Origin of the sequence: Rhodococcus sp. WAY2 (genome assembly GCF_009859915.1) — a bacterium.
In the GTDB taxonomy this organism is placed as follows: Bacteria; Actinomycetota; Actinomycetes; order Mycobacteriales; family Mycobacteriaceae; genus Rhodococcus_F; species Rhodococcus_F oxybenzonivorans.
This window is the reverse complement of record NZ_CP046572.1, coordinates 1,536,345-1,553,916: the sequence shown is the minus strand read 5'-3', so window position 1 is coordinate 1,553,916 and position 17,572 is coordinate 1,536,345. Positions and strand designations below refer to the sequence as shown.

The following is a 17,572-nucleotide window of genomic DNA, read 5'->3' as shown; positions in this document are numbered from 1 at the left end:
TCTAGCGTCCACTGATCCAGGTATCGAAGAACTGGAGCCTGGCCGAGGCCTCGAACTTCAGATCTTGCACGTCCGGTCCTGCGCCGATCGCCTGCGACAGCTCCACGGTGGGAATCCACAGGCCGTTGTCGAGCACCTGCTGCTGGGCGTCGGCGAGAAGTGCGTTCCGCTCGGTGGTGTCGGTGGTGGCGAGTTGCTTTGCAAGCACGTCGTCGAGCGCGGGAATCGGGCCACGGCTGTTAAGGTTGCGGCCGTCGAGTCCGAACTGGGTACGCAGGATGTCACCGTCAGCGCGGGTGCTGTTGTAGTAGGTGGCGTCGAAGTCCTTGGCATTCTGGCGAGCGGTGGCCTCCGGAGTGGCCACGAGATTCAGCTGCAGATCTACTCCCACCGCTGTGAGCTGCTGCTGCACCAGTTCGAGGATGGCCTGGTTGCCGGCAAACACGGAGCTGAACAGAACGGGGAAGCTCAGCCTCTGACCGCTCTTCTCCCGGATGCCGTCGGCACCGGGAACCCAACCGGCCTGATCCAGGATGGACTTGGCCTTCTCCGGGTCGTACGTCACGTCCGGCAGCGCCACGTAGCCGGGGGTGCGGCTGGCCAGCGTGCTGGTGGCGGGCGTGAAGTTGGGGCCGAGCACGGTGTCGACCAGTTCCTGCCGGTTGATCGCCGAGACCAGCGCACTGCGCACGACGGGATCCACGAGCGGTCCGCGAGTCACGTTGGGCTGGAAGCCGAATGGCGTACCCGGGTTCGATGTGGTGAGCACCTGCCCACCGGCGCCTTCGATCTGCGGGGCATCCTGCGGCAGCGCATCGCTGATTGCGTCCAGCTGTCCCGAGGACAGGCTGCCCGTACGGACACCGGATTCGGGCACCACGCTGAACTCGATGGTGTCGAGGTAGGCCTCGCCGTCGTGACCGAACACGTCTGATCCCCAGCTGTATCCGGCCCGCTTGGCGAGGGTCACCGACTTGTCCTGCTGGTAGTCGGCGTACGTGAACGGCCCGGTTCCCGAGATGTTGCCGGTGCAGCGCTCCTCCGCCGGCTTGGCGACGGACGCATCCGACAGAATGCCCAGCTGCGGGGTGGACGATGCCTGCAGGAACTGGGCGTTGGGTGCCGAGAAGCTGACCTGCGCGGTGCGCGCATCGATCACGGTGGTCCCGATGTATCCGGTCAGGTAGCTGGCGGCCAGTGGCGCCTTGGCCCCGGTGAGGGTGTTGACGAGCGCGTCGAAATTCTTCTTCACCGACTCTGCGGTGAGGGGCGTTCCGTCGCTGAAGGTGACGCCCTCCTTCAGGCGAAAGGTGAAGGCCGAGGCGTCGGCGTTCAGTTCCCAGCTCTCCGCGAGCCACGGCGTCAATTCACCTGTTCGGGGGTCCTGATCGGTGAGCGAATCGACCACCTGGCGAGTCACGTAGATCGTCTGGTTCGTGCCGGACTGTGCGGGGTCGGCGCATGTGGGCGCCTGGGACAGGCCGTAGCGGAGTGTGCCGCCCGGTTGCCCGGGACCCGCATCCGCGGAGGAACTGCTGGAACCGCCACCGCAGGCGGTGAGCGCCGTGGCCAGCACGGCGGCGACGCCGATACCTGCTGCGATGCGGGCTTTTCCGCGGAAGGTCGGGGACAAGGACACAAGCACTGAGGACACCGATAGCTCCGTAATTTCGACGACAGGCACGAATGACACCCGGGATTCGGGGACGCTCACGTGCACGGAAGGGTTGCGAGGGATCGGCTCGGAATGGTCGCGCGCAACGCGGGCGCCACTTCTGCCTGGAAGAGCTCGAGACTTTCGCGGTGCTGCTTGTCGCTTGTCCCCACTCGATCGGCCCCGAGGTGGATCACTTCGTGGCCGAACTGCTCGTGGTACCGCGCGACCTTGTCGATCACCTGCTCCGGACTGCCGATGAGCGCCGAGCTTCGCTCCACGAAGTCTTCGACCGTGTCGAACACCACGGGCAGTCCGGTCCTGCGCGCGAACTCGATCCTTGCGGCATGGATCGGCCGCCAGGTGTCGACGGCGTCCTGCGACTTCGGCGTCACATAGAAGCCCGCAGTCCCGGCGCCGACCAGAGCGTCAGCGGGGTCGCGGCCGTAGTCGATCCACCGCTCGCGATAGTGGCGAATGAGTTCGGCATACGGCTCGACAGGGTTGGTGACGTTGGCGGAAAAGAGTGGATCACCGTAGCGAGCGGCCAAGTCGACCGACTCCTCACTCGTGGCACTGCCGTGCCAGATCCGGATCCGGGGCTGGAGTGGTCGCGGAAGTGCGACAGCGTGTTCGAGACGCGGACGGAAGCTGCCTTCCCACGTCACGTCCTCGCTCTCCCACAGTTGCCGGAACAGTTCGTACCCCTCGCGATTGCGATCCCACTGGTCGTCGGGGGTCACGGAGAACAGTTCGGCCTGGGCCGTGCCGTTTCCCTTGCCGATGATCAGCTGCAGGCGGCCGCCCGACAGGTTGTCCAGCGTCGAATAGTCCTCGAAGGCCCGGACCGGGTCGAGCAGGCTGAGCGTGGTCACGGCTGTCCACAACTGCAATGTGGTGGTACGCGCCGCGATCGCGCTGAGCACGACGGGCGGTGCCGAAGACAGGAACGGATGTTCGTGCCGCTCACCGACAGCGAACCCGTCGTACCCGAGTTGTTCGGCGAGGACCGCCGAATCGACTACTTTCCGCAATCGCGTCGCAGTGTCGACTTTCTCGCCGGTTACCGGGTCGGGCTGATGCGTGACGAGAGTCATCAGGAGAAACTTCATGCCGACTGGAACTTCCTCGACGCCGACGAGGGAGCGGGCACAGCCTTCTCGAAGGCGTGCACCCCGAGTGCACCGTCGTCGAGGCTGTCCTCCACGGGTCGGGGCGCACTTATGACAGACATCACTACACGGCCTTTCATCGAGGCGAGGATCGAGAGGGAAGCGCACTTCCACGCTCCCCGTGGACACGCGCGAGAGACTCACCGAGCGCTGCGCCCGGTGAGCTGAGAGGGGGCCTACGTCAACAACCGCAAGACTTGGTGCGGCACAGATCGATGTGCCGTCTGCGCCAGGTGCTGCGTGCGGGGTGAGTCATGTGATGCCTTCCATCGATCCTGGCGGTAGCACCCACACCCGAAACAATGTCGGAAGGGTTGCTGCGACGTCGACGAGCCAGGTCTCTCGGTCGCTCTGGATGGTTGACGCGAACACTATCCGCATCACGCCACCTCGTCAACACGTGAATTCCCCTGCCACACAGGGGAAACCCGAAGAACTCACGCAATCGGATCAGGCTGCGTGCAATTGCTGACACCGGCCGCGCCATGAGGTTGGATGGGGTGGGCACCTCTCTACGGGGCCGCGTCTCCGGAACCCGGGCGCAGGGTGCCAGACGTCCCTTGTAACGTCGCCCCGGTGACTCCACTCGAAGCCATTGCGATCCTCGTTGCCGGCATCGGCGCAGGTGCGATCAACGCGGTCGTCGGCAGCGGCACGCTCATCACCTTCCCGACCCTGGTGGCGTTCGGGTTTCCACCCGTGACCGCCACGATGTCGAATGCGGTGGGGTTGGTCGCCGGCGGCGTCTCCGGCACCTGGGGTTACCGGCGAGAGTTGGCCGGGCAGGGGTCCCGGCTGCGCTGGCAGATCCCGGCGTCACTGTGCGGTGCGATTCTCGGCGCGTGGTTGTTGCTGCACCTGCCCGAATCGGTGTTCGAGTTCATCGTCCCTGTGTTGTTGGTCCTGGCGCTCGTGCTCGTGGTGTTGCAGCCGCGGATCCAGGCGTGGGCGAAGGAGCGCGGTAGCCACGAAGCCGGCCTCAGCCGGCCGCGTCTGCTGTTGCTGACGGCCGGCACGTTCGCGGTCGGGGTGTACGGCGGGTACTTCACCGCAGCGCAGGGCATCCTTCTGATGGGTGTGATGGGGGCGATCCTCCCCGAGAGCCTGCAGCGGATGAACGGCGCGAAGAACCTGCTCTCCCTGCTCGTCAACATCGTCGCCGCGCTCGCGTACACGCTCGTCGCCTTCGACCGGATCAGCTGGGCCGCCGCGGGCCTCATCGCGGTCGGTTCGCTCCTCGGCGGAGTGCTCGGGGCCCGCTACGGCCGTCGCCTGTCCCCCGCCGCACTCCGGGTGACCATCGTGGTGGTCGGCCTGATCGGGCTGGGCCGGCTCCTGGCGTAGTCGCGCATGCCGCCTGGTGCTGCCTCATACTGGGTCGGTGAGCACAACAGATGTAGAGAACCCCGGCTGGACGTACCTGATGGACATGGACGGAGTTCTCGTTCACGAAGAACACCTGGTCCCGGGGGCAGACCTCTTCCTGGCCGAGCTCCGCGAAGCCGAAATCCCGTTCATCGTGCTCACCAACAACTCCATCAGGACACCCCGCGACCTCCGCGCCCGGCTTCTCCGCACGGGACTCGACATTCCCGAGGAATCCATCTGGACGTCCGCGTTGGCGACCGCAACGTTCCTGGCGAGCCAGCGGCCGAACGGCAGCGCCTATGTGGTGGGCGAGTCCGGTCTCACCACCGCACTGCACGACATCGGTTACGTCCTCACCGAGAACGATCCCGACTATGTGGTGCTCGGCGAGACCCGCACGTACTCCTTCGAGGCGATCACCACCGCAATCCGCTTGGTGGAGAGAGGCGCTCGCTTCATCGCCACCAACCCCGATCCCACCGGGCCGTCCCGGGAGGGATCGTTACCCGCCACCGGATCCGTTGCCGCGTTGATCAGCAAGGCCACCGGCCGCGACCCCTACTACGTGGGCAAGCCGAACGCCCTGATGATGCGCTCGGCACTCCGGGCCATCGGGGCGCACTCCGCGAACACCCTGATGATCGGCGATCGCATGGACACCGACATCGTGTGCGGGCTCGAAGCCGGGCTGCAGACGATTCTGGTGCTGACCGGTATCTCGACGCGCGATTCGGTCGAGCTCTTCCCGTACCGCCCCACAGCAGTCCTCAAGTCCGTGGCCGATCTCGTCGGGCGCACCTCGGATCCGTTCGATCGGGCCGAAACCTCGGTCTGACTTCGGACGGTCCGAGGTGTAGTCAGCTCAGCGCGTGCTCCAGATCGGACAGTAGGTCCTCGGTGTCTTCGAGCCCGACGGAGAGCCGGACGACGCCGTCCGTAATTCCCACTGCCGCACGCCCTTCGGGTCCCATTGCCCGGTGGGTCGTGGTGGCGGGGTGGGTGATGAGCGACTTGGAGTCACCGAGATTGTTCGAAATGTTGACCAGCCGCAGCGCGTCGAGTACTTCGAACGCACGCTTCTTGGCCTCGTTCTCGGCGGCAGCGAGCGCGAAGGTGACCACCGTGCCGCCGCCGCTCATCTGGCGCTTGGCGAGCTCGTGCTGGGGATGGGACTCGAGGTACGGGTACTTGACCCATTCGACCGAGGCATTCGATTCGAGGAACCGCGCGATCTGCAAAGCGGAACCGACCGAGTGCCGCACGCGAATCGGCATCGTCTCCAGGCCCTTGAGTAGCGTCCAGGCGTTGAACGGACTGAGTGCCGGACCTGTGTGACGCATCAAGTTCTGGACCGGACCGTCGATGTACTCCTGTGAGCCGAGGATCGCACCGCCGAGCACGCGCCCCTGACCGTCGATGTGCTTCGTCCCGGAGTAGACGACGACGTCAGCTCCCAGATCGAGGCTGCGTTGCAGCAGCGGTGTAGCAAACACGTTGTCCAGCACGACCTTGGCACCTGCCGCATGCGCCAGCTCCACCACGCGCGGCACGTCCACGAGCGTTTGCATCGGATTGGAAGGCGTCTCGAAGAACACTGCCGTGGTGGGCGTCGAGAGGGCCTCCTCCCACTGGTCGAGGTCTTCGCCGTCGACGAACACCGTCTCGACACCCCAGCGCGGCAGGATCTCGTTGCACACCACGAAGCAGGACCCGAACAGACTGCGCGCCGCCACCAGGCGGTCGCCGGCCTTCAGCAGGGCGCCCAGGGCGGTAAATACCGCCGACATCCCGCTCGCGGTGGCGAAGCACGCTTCCGCACCCTCGATGAGACGGAGCCGCTCCTCGAACATCTTCACAGTCGGGTTGCCGTAACGCGAATAGACGAAGTGGTCGATATCGCCGGTGAACGACGCCTCGGCCGCTCCCGCGCTCTCGAACACGAAGCCCGAATTCAGGAAGATCGCTTCGGACGTTTCCTCGAAGCCTGATCGAAGGGTTCCGCCGCGCACACTGATCGTGCCCTGACCGATGCCGTCCGGCAGCGCCTTCTGAAACGCGCCGCCCTGAGGAATTGCACTCACCACTGCCTCCACGGCAGGCCCAGCGCCCGCCAGCCGACCGCCCCACGATGACCGTCGGCGTCCAGGGCGCCTTCGAAACCGTCGAGCACGTTGTACGACGGGCCGATGCCCGCCGCTGTCGCGGCCTCCGCCGCACCGATGGAACGCTGACCGGATCGACACAGGAAGATGACGGGTGCGTCCTCGCCCCCGGTGATCCCGGCTTCCTTCAACTGATCCACGAAATTGTCGTTGCGCGCACCGTGGGGATAGCTCACCCACTCGATCAGCACCGGCTGCTTGCCCAGTGAGGACGTATCGGGAACACCGACATATTTCCATTCGGCATCTGTTCGTACGTCGACCAGCACAGCGTCGGGATTGTCGCGAAGCAGCTCCCAGGCATGCTCCGGCGTTATGTCGCCTGCGTAACTCACCATGTCAGCTTTTCACAACCCTCTTTTCGATGCCCTCCCGGGCAAGCGGCCTCTTCTGGGCACGCATCAATTGCACACGACCCACTTGTCGCCGGAGCGGGCCAGCTGCCAGGTGTCCGTCGTCTCACCACGACCGTCCTCGGCCGTGATCCGCACCTCTGCCCGGGCGCGGTCGCCGTTCACCTCGGAGGAGTCGACACCCTGCAGGGTGACCTCCCCTTCGCGCCCCGCGAGCGGTGAACGGTCGTCCGACCAGGTAGAACACACCAACGACTTCTGCAGGTCGGCGTCGTCATGATTGCGGGCCTGGATGTAATCGGCCACCGAGCGGTTGATGCGGTCCGCCTCGGTGACGTTCTCGTCGGCGGGCGAGAGAATACTGCCGACGACGATCGCGACCAGGATGATCACGACGAGGGCGACGGCGGCGATGAACGGTGTGGCAGTGGTACGCCGGGGATCCTCCGGGTCGTCCCCCGCGGCGTTGTGCGGCGATTCGCTCGGATCGGACATGACTTCCCTTCATTTTCGGCGTGGTCAGCAGTGTATAGAGCAGCTGGTACAAATCTGATTTGTGACCCCCCAACCGAGAGACGACTACCCTCGACATTCGCAAGCCCAGACAATGGGAGCCGCCCAGCTCTCACCGGCGCCACCGAGTGCGGGCCCGGCCGGGCAGGGGCGTGACGCCACACCTCGGCCACCCGATTAGGCTGGGCTTAACTTAAGCTGAAAATTCGTTGTCCGCCCATCAGAAGGTAGTTCGCTCCAGATGACTGATCAGACACGTCCGTTGCGCGTAGCGATCGTCGGTGCCGGCCCCGCCGGTATCTACGCTGCCGATGCACTCATGAAATCTGATGCCGCCTCGGACGGCGGGATCAGCATCGACCTGTTCGAGCGGATGCCGGCACCGTTCGGTCTGATCCGCTACGGCGTCGCCCCCGACCACCCGCGCATCAAGGGCATCATCACCGCCCTGCACAAGGTGCTCGACAAGCCGTCGGTGCGCCTGCTCGGCAACATCGACTACGGCACCGACATCACCCTCGAAGACCTGCACAACTTCTACGATGCGGTGATCTTCTCCACCGGCGCCAACGCCGACCGCGACCTGAACATCCCGGGCATCGACCTCGACGGCAGCTACGGCGCCGCCGACTTCGTCTCCTGGTACGACGGTCACCCCGATGTGCCGCGCACCTGGCCGCTCGACGCGGAGAAGGTCGCCGTCCTCGGTGTCGGCAACGTCGCCCTCGACATCGCCCGCGTCCTCGCGAAGACCGGCGACGAGCTGCTGCCGACCGAAATCCCCGCCAACGTCTACGAGGGACTCAAGGCCAACAAGGCCGTCGAGGTCCACGTCTTCGGCCGCCGCGGACCGGCGCAGGCCAAGTTCACGCCCCTCGAGCTGCGCGAACTCGATCACTCCCCGACCATCGAGGTCATCGTCGACCCCGAGGACATCGACTACGACGAGGGCTCGGAGCAGGCACGCCGCAACTCCAAGCAGGTCGACATGGTGGCCAACACCCTGCAGGACTGGGCCATCCGCGACGTCGGCAACCGGCCGCACCGGCTGTACCTGCACTTCTTCGAATCACCCACCGAGGTCCTCGGCGAGGACGGCAAGGTCGTCGGTCTGCGCACCGAGCGCACCCAGCTCGACGGCACCGGCAACGTCAAGGGCACCGGCAAGTTCAACGACTGGGACGTCCAAGCCGTGTACCGCGCGGTGGGCTACCTGTCGCAGAACATTGCGAAGCTGCCGTTCGACGAGCAGGCCGGCACCGTCCCCAACGAGGCCGGACGCGTCATCGCAGACGACTCGGCGGAGGGTGCCGCCCGGTTCATGCCGGCCACCTACGTCACCGGCTGGATCAAGCGCGGCCCCGTCGGCCTGATCGGGCACACCAAGGGCGACGCCAACGAGACCGTGGCAAACCTGCTCGAGGACCGGCCCACCTTCGCCGAACCGGCCAACCCGTCCGAGGACGCGATCATCGAGTACCTCGAGGGCAAGCAGATTCCGTACACCACCTGGCAGGGCTGGTACCGCCTCGACGCGCACGAGCGCAGCCTCGGTGAGCCCGAGGGCCGCGAGCGCATCAAGGTCGTCGAACGCGAAGACATGCTCAAGGCCAGCGAGCCCGACAAGGCCTGATCGTCGAGCATCAGCGAAGGGAGCCTCCCACGGGAGGCTCCCTTCGCAGTCCCTCCCCGCGTGGTACGCCGACGACAAGGCAAAATGTGAACCGTGTTTGATGCCCACGTGCACATCATCGATCCCCGGTTCCCGGTGTTCGAGAATCACGGCTACCTGCCTGACCCCTTCACCATTGCCGATTACCGTGCACGGACCGAAGGTTTCGGCGTGGACGGTGGCGCCGTGGTCACGGCGTCGTACCAGGGCACCGACCAGAGCTATCTGATTGCCGCGCTGGAAGAACTCGGCCCCAGCTGGGTCGGCGTCACACACCTCGAGCCCGACGCCACCGACGAAGACATTCTGCGACTCGATTCTTCCGGCGTGCGGGCAGTCCGGTTCAACCTCCGCCGCAGCGCGACCGACCTGAAGCTCCTCACCAAGCAGGCACTGCGCGCGTACGAACTCGCCGGCTGGCACGCCGAGTTCTACGTCGACGCCACACTCCTGTTGTCGCTGGAGCCGGTGTTCGCCAAGCTGCCTGCCGTCAGTATCGATCACCTCGGCATGTCGACCCGCGGGCTGCCCTACCTACTGGATCTCGTCGACCGCGGCGCACGCGTGAAAGCAACGGGGTTCGGTAGAACGACCATCGACGACGTGTGCGAAGTGCTCCGCCAAATTCATGCCGTCAATCCCCGGGCACTGATGTTCGGCACCGATCTCCCCGGCAGCCGTTCACGAAGAGTGTTCCAGGACAGCGACATCGACATAGTCGCGGAGGCAGTGGGAGACGATTTCGATGCCGTCATGGGCGACAACGCACGCGAGTGGTACCGCTGCAGCTCCGAACGGGGCCCCTGCTAGAACACGGCCCCTGCTAGCAGCCTTCCATCTGCATGCTGTTCATCGACATCATCTCGCTGACCGGCGGCGTCTGCGGTTGTGAGGCGAGCCAGTCGTTGTATCCGCCCATCTGCTCGCATGCGGCCTGATCGTTGTCCCTGCGCTCCTGCCGCCGCTCCCGGTTGCGTTCGTCCATGTCGTCGTCGTTCCGGTCGACGGCGATACCACCCATGGTCGATCCGTTGGCCTGCCGTTCGAGCCCCCGAACCCCGTCAGTGCGCATGATCCAACCGAGGGTGTAGTCGGCACCGTCGCGGTTGGTGGTGGCGCGGTAGAGCCCTTCATCGACCGCCGCGGGTGCGGCCTCGAACGCCTTGTCGGTCATGCCCGCACCGGTGATCGTCCCCGACACCTTTCCGTCGCTCATCGTGCCGGTGAGCGTCGACCCGTCCGGCGCGGTCAGTGCCAGCCGGTCACCGTCCATCGTTCCGGACATCCACATCCACATGTCGTCGCCATCGCACAGGAATGCGACGGCGTCGCTACCCGACGTAACGACAGCAACATAGGCGTCCGAATCGTTCACCGCGCCGAGGAAGGTTCTCTCGAGCTGGGGTTCTTCTTCGAACGGGGAGGGAATCTGCTCCATCAGGGCGGCCGCTGCCGCGGTGGTGGTCGCCGAGGCTGCGGCGCTGGTGTCGCTCGCCGCCGACGAGCCTGACGAGTCGTCCCCACAGCCGCTCATGGCCAGGACGATGACAGTGAGGGGACCGAGTATCCAGGTCGTCTTGGTATGCACGGGCGTTCCTCCGCTAGGTGGGAGATCTCGTTCCGCATTCCATACTTGCAGGTGTCGACGGCGTCTGGATACCCCTAAGTCGCGACCACGGCGGCCAGCCAGACACCGGAGGCGATCAGGGCGCCGAGCAGTTCGATCAGCATCGACAGCCCGACCGCCTTGCACGCGTGCCACGTCGACGCCCACGCACGGTTGTGCGCCCGCAGCCGGTAGAGCTCGGCCACATACGTTCCCGCGATGAAGCCGAGAAACAAACCCACTACCGGGATGACGAAGAATCCGACGATCCCCGTCAGTCCACCGGCGACCAGTGACATGTTGGGCACGCCGGCACTGCGCATCCGCTTACCTGGCCAAGTGTATTTCACGACGCCACTCACCACGAGAAACAGCGTGGCAGCGGCGAACACGGCCCACGCGGTAGCGGTGCCGGACATGATGGCCCACACCAGAATTGCGGCGAAGATCAGTATCGTTCCGGGTAGTACCGGAATGACCACACCGATCAACCCGATCACGATAACGAGGCCGACGAGCGCCTCTGCTCCCGTGCTCATGCGACCGGACGAACGCGGGACGCGGCCTCGCGCGCCCTGCTGCGCGCCGTCTCGACGTCGGGTCCCGTGGACACGGCCACTCCCATGCGCCGTCGGACGTAACTTTCGGGTTTCCCGAACAGCCGTAGGTCGGTTTCCGGTACGGCCATCGCTTCGGCAACGCCCTCGAAACCGATGCCGACTGCGTCCCTGCCGCCGTAGATCACCGCGGACGCGCCGGGCGCGGTGAGCGTGGTGTCGACGGGAAGCCCGAGTACGGCGCGCGCGTGGAGCTCGAACTCCGAGAAGCGTTGAGTGCGTAGAGTTACCAAGCCGGTGTCGTGTGGACGGGGACTCACCTCCGAGAAATAGACGTCGTCACCCTTGACGAACAGCTCGACACCGAACACTCCCCTGCCGCCCAGCGCCGCGGTCACCGTCCCCGCTATCTCCCGCGCACGGGCGAGCGCTACCGGGCTCATCGCCTGCGGCTGCCACGACTCCACGTAGTCACCGGCGTCCTGCAGGTGACCGATGGGCTCGCAGTAGGCGGTGTGCACTTCACCGTCCATTCCGACGGCCCGGACGGTGAGTTGCGTGATCTCGTAGTCGAAGTCGACGAACCCCTCGACGATGACGCGTCCGTGATTGATCCGGCCCCCGGAAAGTGCGTATTCCCAGGCCTTGTCAACGTCCTCGAGATCGCGGACGGTCGACTGCCCCTTCCCTGACGAGGACATCACCGGCTTGATCACACACGGCACACCGATGCGTTCGACAGCGGAACGCACTGCGTCCAGCGAGTCGGCGAATTCGTACGGCGACGTCGGGAGTCCCAGTTCCTCGGCCGCGAGACGGCGTATCCCCTCCCGATTCATGGTGAGCGCGGTCGCGCGCGCCGTCGGGATCACCACGGCGGCACCGGACTCCTCTACGGTGGCCAGCGCGTCGGTGGCAATGGCCTCGATCTCGGGAACAACGAAGTGCGGCTTCTCGGCGTCGATGAGCCGCAACAGCGCATCCGGGTCGCTCATGTCGACGGTGTGCGCGCGATGCGCCACCTGATGCCCGGGCGCATTGTCGTACCGGTCGACCGCGATCACCTCGACGCCGAGTCTCTGCAGGGCGATGATGACTTCTTTGCCGAGCTCACCCGACCCGAGCAGCATCACGCGTATCGCGCCCGCCGTCAGAGGTGTACCGAACCGCTCGGGTGCCTGTTTCCGCATGGCGACAACTATATGCGTGCGTAGAGCTACTTCAGCAGCCTGGACATCCGCCGATCCGCGAGCACCTTGCCGCCGGTCTGACAGGTGGCACAGTACTGAAAAGACTTCTCCGCGAACGATACTTCCCGCACCGTGTCGCCGCACACCGGGCAGGGTAGACCTGTGCGCGCGTGCACCCGCATACCGGATCTCTTCTCCCCCTTGAGCCGCGCGGCATCCTGGCCGAGCGACCGTTCGACAGCATCGATCAGCACCGTGCGCATCGCGTCGTACAGAATGTGGACGGAATCCTCCGGCAGTGTCTTCGCCGTCGCGAACGGTGAAATCTTCGCCGTGTGCAGTATTTCGTCCGAGTACGCATTGCCCACGCCGGCCAGCAGAGACTGATCGACCAGGGCGTTCTTGATCCGCGCCGAGGAGGTCTCGAGCAACGCGGCGAACTCCGGTTCGGTGACCTCCAAGGCGTCGGGGCCGAGACGCGCGATCCCCTCCACTTCCTGCGGGTCGTGCACCACCCACACCGCGAGCCGCTTCTTCGTTCCCGCCTCGGTGAGGTCGAACGCCGGTGTCGCCCCCTCCGGAGTGAAGAAGTGGAGCCGCAACGCGAGCGGACCCTTCCCCGGCTTCGGCGGGGCGGCCGACGGGTTGTCGGTCCAGCGCAACCATCCTCCGCGGGAAAGATGCGTGACCAACCACACCCCGTCGCAGTCGAGGGCCAGGTGCTTACCGAAACGCGCAGCACCCGTCACATCCCGGCCCTGCAACGCCGTGATCGGTGGGTCGAACGTCTTCAGGACACTCAGCGCGGCCACGTCCACCCGTCCGACCACCGCCCCCACGGCGTGTTTCCGCAGGAACTCGGCTAACGCCTCCACCTCCGGCAGCTCGGGCATGGCACCAGGCTAACCGACCTACCGCCGCAGCAGGTACGTGTCCATGATCCAGCCCTTGCGCTCGCGAAGTTCGGCCCGCACCCGCTGGATCTCGCTTTCGACGTCGCGGAGGCGACCGGAGATGAGGACCTCGTCGGGGGTGCCCAGGTAGGCGCCCCACCAGATCTGCACGTCCTCGCCGGGTACATGGGTGAACGTCGTGTTCGCGTCGAGCATCACCACCGCGTTGTCGACGCCCTCGGGGAGTCCCTCGGCAAGCCGGCGACCGGTGGTGATGTGAATGGGTTCACCGATGCGGTTGAGCACCATCCGGTGTCCCGCCGCCAGCGACTGCACACTGGTCACACCGGGGATCACCGAGTAGTCGAACGACACATTCCCGCGGGCGAGTACTCGCTCGACGATCCGCAACGTGCTGTCGTAGAGCGACGGGTCACCCCACACGAGGATCGCCCCGACTCCCGGTTCGGCCGCAAACTTCTCCTCGAACAGTGCCGCCCGGCGCTCGTGCCAGTCGTCGACCACGCCCTCGTAGTCGTCGGGCGTGCGGTTCCGCGGTGGGTCGACGATGTCGACCACCCGATACGGACCAGTGACGTGTTCCTCGAGAATGGTGGTGCGGAGATCGACGAGGTCCTGCTTCTCGTCGCCCTTGCCGATGACGAAGAACACATCAGCCTTGTTCATCGCCTTGATCGCCTGGACGGTCACCTGGTCGGGGTCGCCGGCGCCGATGCCGATCACGAGAAGTTCACGCATGGGCGAAGGCTATCGCCCGTGCGCCTTTCTGGTTGCTCCAGCTACCAGAAAGGCGCACGGGCGCGGAGCGCCTAAACTGAACGCCGTGACTGTGCCGACCCCGTACGAAGACCTCCTCCGACTCGTGCTGGACACCGGCACGCCGAAGGCCGACCGCACCGGAACCGGCACGAGGAGTGTCTTCGGTCATCAGATGCGGTGGAATCTGACGGACGGGTTTCCGCTGGTCACGACCAAAAAGGTGCACCTCAAGTCGATCGTCTACGAGCTGCTGTGGTTTCTGCGCGGCGACTCGAACGTGAAATGGCTTCAGGACAACGGCGTGACCATCTGGGACGAGTGGGCCGACGCGGACGGTGAACTCGGCCCGGTCTACGGCGTGCAGTGGCGCAGCTGGCCCACCCCCTCGGGTGAGAACATCGATCAGATCACCCAGACCATCGAGACGCTGAAGTCCAATCCGGATTCCCGGCGCATCATCGTGTCGGCGTGGAACGTGGGCGACATCCCGCAGATGGCGTTGGCGCCGTGCCATGCGTTCTTCCAGTTCTACGTGGCGGACGGCCGGTTGTCGTGCCAGCTGTATCAGCGCAGCGCGGACATGTTCCTGGGTGTTCCGTTCAACATCGCCAGCTACGCGCTGCTCACCCATATGGTGGCGCAGCAGGCCGGACTCCAACCGGGTGACTTCATCTGGACGGGCGGCGACTGCCACATCTACGACAATCACGTTGACCAGGTCACGGAGCAGCTGAGCCGGGAAGCGTTCCCGTATCCGACGTTGAAGCTGAACAAGCGGGATTCGATCTTCGACTACACCTTCGAGGACGTGGAGATCGTCGACTACCGGCATCACCCGGCCATCAAGGCCCCGGTGGCCGTCTAGTGGGCGCACGGCAGGTCAGCCTGGTCTGGGCGCAGGCGAACGGTGGCGTCATCGGCCGCGACAACACCATTCCGTGGCACGTGCCCGAGGACATGGCGTACTTCAAGAAGGTCACGCAGGGACACCCCGTGGTGATGGGCCGTAAGACCTGGGACTCGTTGCCGGCAAAATTTCGGCCACTACCGGGGCGGCGCAACATCGTGGTCACCAGGCAGCCGGACTGGATGGCGGAGGGCGCGGAGACCGCGTCCGGGCTCGCATCGGCCCTGGCACTGACGAGCGAGGACGTCTGCATCATCGGCGGCGGCGAAATTTACAATGCGGCAATGCCTTTCGCCACACAGTTGTTCGTCACCGAAGTCGACGTCACGGTCGACGGCGATGCCTGGGCGCCGCCGATCGACGACTCCTGGTACGCCGAGGACACCGGTGAGTGGCTCACGTCGGCGAAGAACGGCACCCGGTACCGGTGGATTACCTACACCCGGGCATTACCTGCGAGGTAATTGAGAGCATTCGGTTTCGGCGCGAGTCTGAGTGACATACCCGTTCACTCGTCTCACGTGAGGATCGCCGACATGATCGCCGCACTCGAAGCCCGAACCGCCCTCTCCCCGCTGCGCCTCGTATTGCGCCTCGACGCCGTCGTCACGGGCGTCAACGGGCTTGCCTATCTCGTTGCCGCCGGCCTACTCGACGGCCTTCTCGGTCCGACGACGGGTTTTCTGCGGGTCATCGGGGTGTTCCTCCTCGCCTTCGCCGTGGGCGTGTGGTCGGTGAGTGCGCCCGACCGCCCGCGAACCGCGGCCGTCGAGGCCGTCATCGTCGCCAATGCCGTGTGGGTGGTCGCCAGCCTGGCACTCGTACTCGCGGGATGGCAGCATCTCACCACTGCCGGAGCTGCCTGGGCTGTACTGCAGGCCGCTGTGGTCGGGGCCTTCGCGGCGCTGCAGGGGTGGACACTCGCCCGTCGCTGACCACAGCACCACGACCGCACCGTTACCCCATTCACCGGGTGACGGTGCGCGCGTTGGGTCATACTCGACTCATGGACAAGAAGTCACTGACCGCCCTTGCCCGTCAGCAACTGAAGTTGGCAGGCGGGACGTCCAGCGGTCGCAGTTCGCAGACCGTGTACGGCGGCCACCGGCGCAGTCTCCGTCAGACCGTTGTCGCGCTCACCGCAGGTCAGAAGATGGCGGAGCACGAGAGCCCGGGCGAAGGCACTTTGTTCATTCTCAGCGGCAAGCTGACCCTGGTGTCGGGCGAGGATTCGTGGAAAGGCTCCTCGGGCGATTTCCTGGTTCTCCCGAGTGATCGGCACAGCGTCGAAGCGCTGGAGGACGTGGCTTTCCTGCTCACCGTCGCCATGTGACATGACCGACACGCAACCGGTGATCGAGGTGTCCGTGGCTGCGGCGCCGCCCGTGGTGTGGCCCGCGCTGCGGGATCCGGAGCTGATCCGGCGCTGGCATGGCTGGGATTATGACGGCCTCGACGCCGAGATCCAGGAGATCTATTTCCGCGACGTGATCGAGGACCCTGCCGAGTACAGCTTGGCCTTGGCCGGGGGTGACCGCTTCACACTCCACGAACACGAGGGCACTACCCTCGTGCGGATCACCCGGCCGCCCCGCGACAGCAGCCCGGACGCGGCCGACTGGTATGACGACGTCACCGAGGGCTGGACCACGTTTCTGCAGTTCCTGAAATTCGGCATCGAGCGGCACGGATTGGCGGAGCGGCGCACGCTGTTCCTCGAAGGCCCGGTCGCGCACGGAGATTCGGCGCAGCATCTGCTGGGCCTCGACAAGATCACCGGCTCGAGGCCGGGCGATCACTTCAGCGCCGTCTCTGCGGCGGGCGATCTGCTGTCCGGCGTGGTGTGCTTCGTCGGCGAGCACCAGACCGCGGTCAGTGTCGACGATCTCGGCCCTGGACTGCTGCAGTTCGGCGAGCAGCCGGTCAACTCTGCGCGCCCGCACGGTGGTGCTCAGATACTGCTGGCCGTGTACGGCCTGGACGAGGAAGAGTTCCGCGAGTTGGAGGAGCGCTGGACGGAGTGGTGGCAGGCCCGGCCGCCGGCCGGACCCGCCACCTAGTTGCTCGACTGTCAGGCGAGCACGGTCCCCAGACTGGGCCACCAGATTGTGCTCTTGACGATGTTCGGACCGACCTGATGATTCAGCGACCCGTACACGGCCGCCACGACCAGGCCACCACCGAGACCCGCGACCGGCGGGGTGGAGATGACGGTGGGAACCGCCACGTTGTTCTGGTCCAGCTTGACGACGCCACTGGCACCGGTGGCGAAGCTGTAATACACGACCTCGAGCTGAGCACCCGCCTGGTCGGCAGCGATGGTTCCCGGTCCCCCGAAGAACCCGAAGCGGAACTGGTTGCTCATGTTGGTTGCCACTCCGGCGCCGTACAGCTGGCCGAGGACGGGTCCGCCCTGACCGGTGTCGGAGTACGCGGGAACCTGGAAGATCTGGCCCGGCAGGGCGACGTCCATCGCGGCCGCATCGGTCGGTGAGAGTGCCAGCCGTTCGATGGCGGCCTCGGCGCCCGGATTACCCGCTGCAGCGGTCCGCAGCTTGGCGATCGCCGTGGTGGGGTCGACAGCCGGAACTGAATCTGTGGGCTGCGCCGAAGCCGCCCCGGTAAACATCATCGTCGCTGCCACTGCAGCGGTCAGGCCTGCCGCGATCCGTCGTCCGAAGTGCCGTCGATTCATTCTTCTTCTCCTCGTCCTTCATGGATAAGCGTTACTTCGAATGAGTAAAC

The 17,572-nt window shown here is 65.5% G+C and carries 20 protein-coding genes and 1 riboswitch; of the genes, 9 read left to right on the top strand and 11 right to left on the bottom strand.

Annotated elements, in window-relative coordinates; all coding sequences use genetic code 11:
* Position 1: 1 nt before the first annotated feature.
* A complete protein-coding gene (locus tag GFS60_RS07315) occupies positions 2–1,633 on the bottom strand; it encodes an ABC transporter substrate-binding protein (protein WP_159926959.1) in 1,632 nt (543 codons plus the stop codon).
* Between the two features lie 77 nt (positions 1,634–1,710).
* Positions 1,711–2,766, bottom strand: a complete 1,056-nt coding sequence (locus GFS60_RS07310; RefSeq protein WP_159920026.1) for an LLM class flavin-dependent oxidoreductase — start codon at positions 2,764–2,766, stop codon at positions 1,711–1,713.
* Between the two features lie 323 nt (positions 2,767–3,089).
* A riboswitch (SAM riboswitch) is annotated at positions 3,090–3,188 on the bottom strand.
* A 214-nt stretch (positions 3,189–3,402) separates the two neighbouring features.
* On the opposite strand from GFS60_RS07310, the gene GFS60_RS07305 reads away from it, so the two are divergent.
* Together GFS60_RS07305 and GFS60_RS07300 are read left to right on the top strand one after the other, a co-directional pair.
* Positions 3,403–4,170, top strand: coding sequence for a sulfite exporter TauE/SafE family protein (locus GFS60_RS07305; protein WP_159920023.1), 768 nt, complete (start codon positions 3,403–3,405; stop codon positions 4,168–4,170).
* 79 nt (positions 4,171–4,249) lie between these two features.
* Positions 4,250–5,029: an HAD-IIA family hydrolase gene (locus GFS60_RS07300; protein WP_109327585.1), complete on the top strand. Its 780-nt coding sequence runs from the start codon at positions 4,250–4,252 to the stop codon at positions 5,027–5,029.
* A gap of 22 nt (positions 5,030–5,051) precedes the next feature.
* On the opposite strand, the gene GFS60_RS07295 is transcribed toward GFS60_RS07300, so the two are convergent.
* From GFS60_RS07295 to GFS60_RS07285, 3 genes are all read right to left on the bottom strand, one after another.
* Positions 5,052–6,275 (bottom strand): O-succinylhomoserine sulfhydrylase, encoded by a 1,224-nt coding sequence (locus tag GFS60_RS07295; RefSeq protein ID WP_159920021.1) that lies wholly within the window; start codon positions 6,273–6,275, stop codon positions 5,052–5,054.
* The gene (locus tag GFS60_RS07290; protein ID WP_109334910.1) at positions 6,272–6,691 is read right to left on the bottom strand and encodes a rhodanese-like domain-containing protein; all 420 of its coding nucleotides are present in this window, start codon (positions 6,689–6,691) and stop codon (positions 6,272–6,274) included. The genes GFS60_RS07295 and GFS60_RS07290 overlap by 4 nt, the downstream gene beginning before the upstream one ends.
* Before the next feature lie 66 nt (positions 6,692–6,757).
* Positions 6,758–7,204: an Rv0361 family membrane protein gene (locus GFS60_RS07285; protein WP_159920019.1), complete on the bottom strand. Its 447-nt coding sequence runs from the start codon at positions 7,202–7,204 to the stop codon at positions 6,758–6,760.
* A gap of 259 nt (positions 7,205–7,463) precedes the next feature.
* On the opposite strand from GFS60_RS07285, the gene GFS60_RS07280 reads away from it, so the two are divergent.
* Entirely contained in the window at positions 7,464–8,855 is a 1,392-nt protein-coding gene (locus GFS60_RS07280; RefSeq protein WP_109327579.1) for an FAD-dependent oxidoreductase, read from the top strand.
* 93 nt (positions 8,856–8,948) lie between these two features.
* Positions 8,949–9,704 carry an amidohydrolase family protein gene (locus GFS60_RS07275; RefSeq protein WP_159920017.1) on the top strand — a complete coding sequence of 252 codons (756 nt, stop codon included), beginning with the start codon at positions 8,949–8,951 and terminating at the stop codon, positions 9,702–9,704.
* Between the two features lie 13 nt (positions 9,705–9,717).
* Here the strand turns inward: GFS60_RS07275 and GFS60_RS07270 are convergent, their stop codons facing one another.
* From GFS60_RS07270 to cobF, 5 genes are all read right to left on the bottom strand, one after another.
* Entirely contained in the window at positions 9,718–10,482 is a 765-nt protein-coding gene (locus GFS60_RS07270; RefSeq protein WP_159920015.1) for a hypothetical protein, read from the bottom strand.
* A 74-nt stretch (positions 10,483–10,556) separates the two neighbouring features.
* Positions 10,557–11,039 (bottom strand): DUF456 domain-containing protein, encoded by a 483-nt coding sequence (locus GFS60_RS07265; protein WP_159920013.1) that lies wholly within the window; start codon positions 11,037–11,039, stop codon positions 10,557–10,559.
* On the bottom strand, positions 11,036–12,247 hold the full coding sequence (gene purT / locus GFS60_RS07260; protein WP_159920011.1) for a formate-dependent phosphoribosylglycinamide formyltransferase: 1,212 nt from the start codon (positions 12,245–12,247) through the stop codon (positions 11,036–11,038). Before purT ends, GFS60_RS07265 begins: the two co-directional genes overlap by 4 nt.
* Before the next feature lie 26 nt (positions 12,248–12,273).
* Positions 12,274–13,140: an Fpg/Nei family DNA glycosylase gene (locus tag GFS60_RS07255; protein WP_159920009.1), complete on the bottom strand. Its 867-nt coding sequence runs from the start codon at positions 13,138–13,140 to the stop codon at positions 12,274–12,276.
* 18 nt (positions 13,141–13,158) lie between these two features.
* Positions 13,159–13,899, bottom strand: coding sequence for a precorrin-6A synthase (deacetylating) (gene cobF / locus GFS60_RS07250; RefSeq protein WP_159920007.1), 741 nt, complete (start codon positions 13,897–13,899; stop codon positions 13,159–13,161).
* A gap of 85 nt (positions 13,900–13,984) precedes the next feature.
* On the opposite strand from cobF, the gene GFS60_RS07245 reads away from it, so the two are divergent.
* The 5 genes from GFS60_RS07245 to GFS60_RS07225 all read left to right on the top strand — a co-directional run bounded on the left by GFS60_RS07245 (position 13,985) and on the right by GFS60_RS07225 (position 16,887).
* The gene (locus tag GFS60_RS07245; protein ID WP_159920005.1) at positions 13,985–14,785 is read left to right on the top strand and encodes a thymidylate synthase; all 801 of its coding nucleotides are present in this window, start codon (positions 13,985–13,987) and stop codon (positions 14,783–14,785) included.
* Entirely contained in the window at positions 14,785–15,291 is a 507-nt protein-coding gene (locus tag GFS60_RS07240) for a dihydrofolate reductase (RefSeq protein ID WP_159920003.1), read from the top strand. The genes GFS60_RS07245 and GFS60_RS07240 overlap by 1 nt, the downstream gene beginning before the upstream one ends.
* Before the next feature lie 72 nt (positions 15,292–15,363).
* Positions 15,364–15,762 carry a hypothetical protein gene (locus GFS60_RS07235; protein WP_159920001.1) on the top strand — a complete coding sequence of 133 codons (399 nt, stop codon included), beginning with the start codon at positions 15,364–15,366 and terminating at the stop codon, positions 15,760–15,762.
* A 71-nt stretch (positions 15,763–15,833) separates the two neighbouring features.
* Complete coding sequence (locus GFS60_RS07230) at positions 15,834–16,160, top strand: cupin domain-containing protein (RefSeq protein WP_159919999.1); 327 nt, start codon at positions 15,834–15,836, stop codon at positions 16,158–16,160.
* 1 nt (position 16,161) lies between these two features.
* Positions 16,162–16,887 (top strand): SRPBCC family protein, encoded by a 726-nt coding sequence (locus GFS60_RS07225; protein WP_159919997.1) that lies wholly within the window; start codon positions 16,162–16,164, stop codon positions 16,885–16,887.
* Positions 16,888–16,898: 11 nt separating this feature from the next.
* On the opposite strand, the gene GFS60_RS07220 is transcribed toward GFS60_RS07225, so the two are convergent.
* A complete protein-coding gene (locus GFS60_RS07220) occupies positions 16,899–17,522 on the bottom strand; it encodes a Tat pathway signal protein (protein WP_159919995.1) in 624 nt (207 codons plus the stop codon).
* Positions 17,523–17,572 lie beyond the last annotated feature (50 nt).

Bases quoted from the DNA above. Each gene is read 5' to 3' on its own strand.
- GFS60_RS07310 (WP_159920026.1), bottom strand. From the start codon at position 2,766: ATGAAGTTTCTCCTGATGACTCTCGTCACGCATCAGCCCGACCCGGTA.
- GFS60_RS07280 (WP_109327579.1), top strand. From the start codon at position 7,464: ATGACTGATCAGACACGTCCGTTGCGCGTAGCGATCGTCGGTGCCGGC.
- GFS60_RS07265 (WP_159920013.1), bottom strand. From the start codon at position 11,039: ATGAGCACGGGAGCAGAGGCGCTCGTCGGCCTCGTTATCGTGATCGGG.
- GFS60_RS07255 (WP_159920009.1), bottom strand. From the start codon at position 13,140: ATGCCCGAGCTGCCGGAGGTGGAGGCGTTAGCCGAGTTCCTGCGGAAA.
- cobF (WP_159920007.1), bottom strand. From the start codon at position 13,899: ATGCGTGAACTTCTCGTGATCGGCATCGGCGCCGGCGACCCCGACCAG.
- GFS60_RS07225 (WP_159919997.1), top strand. From the start codon at position 16,162: ATGACCGACACGCAACCGGTGATCGAGGTGTCCGTGGCTGCGGCGCCG.
- GFS60_RS07220 (WP_159919995.1), bottom strand. From the start codon at position 17,522: ATGAATCGACGGCACTTCGGACGACGGATCGCGGCAGGCCTGACCGCT.
- GFS60_RS07300 (WP_109327585.1), top strand. From the start codon at position 4,250: ATGGACATGGACGGAGTTCTCGTTCACGAAGAACACCTGGTCCCGGGG.
- GFS60_RS07230 (WP_159919999.1), top strand. From the start codon at position 15,834: ATGGACAAGAAGTCACTGACCGCCCTTGCCCGTCAGCAACTGAAGTTG.
- GFS60_RS07285 (WP_159920019.1), bottom strand. From the start codon at position 7,204: ATGTCCGATCCGAGCGAATCGCCGCACAACGCCGCGGGGGACGACCCG.
- purT (WP_159920011.1), bottom strand. From the start codon at position 12,247: ATGCGGAAACAGGCACCCGAGCGGTTCGGTACACCTCTGACGGCGGGC.
- GFS60_RS07235 (WP_159920001.1), top strand. From the start codon at position 15,364: ATGATCGCCGCACTCGAAGCCCGAACCGCCCTCTCCCCGCTGCGCCTC.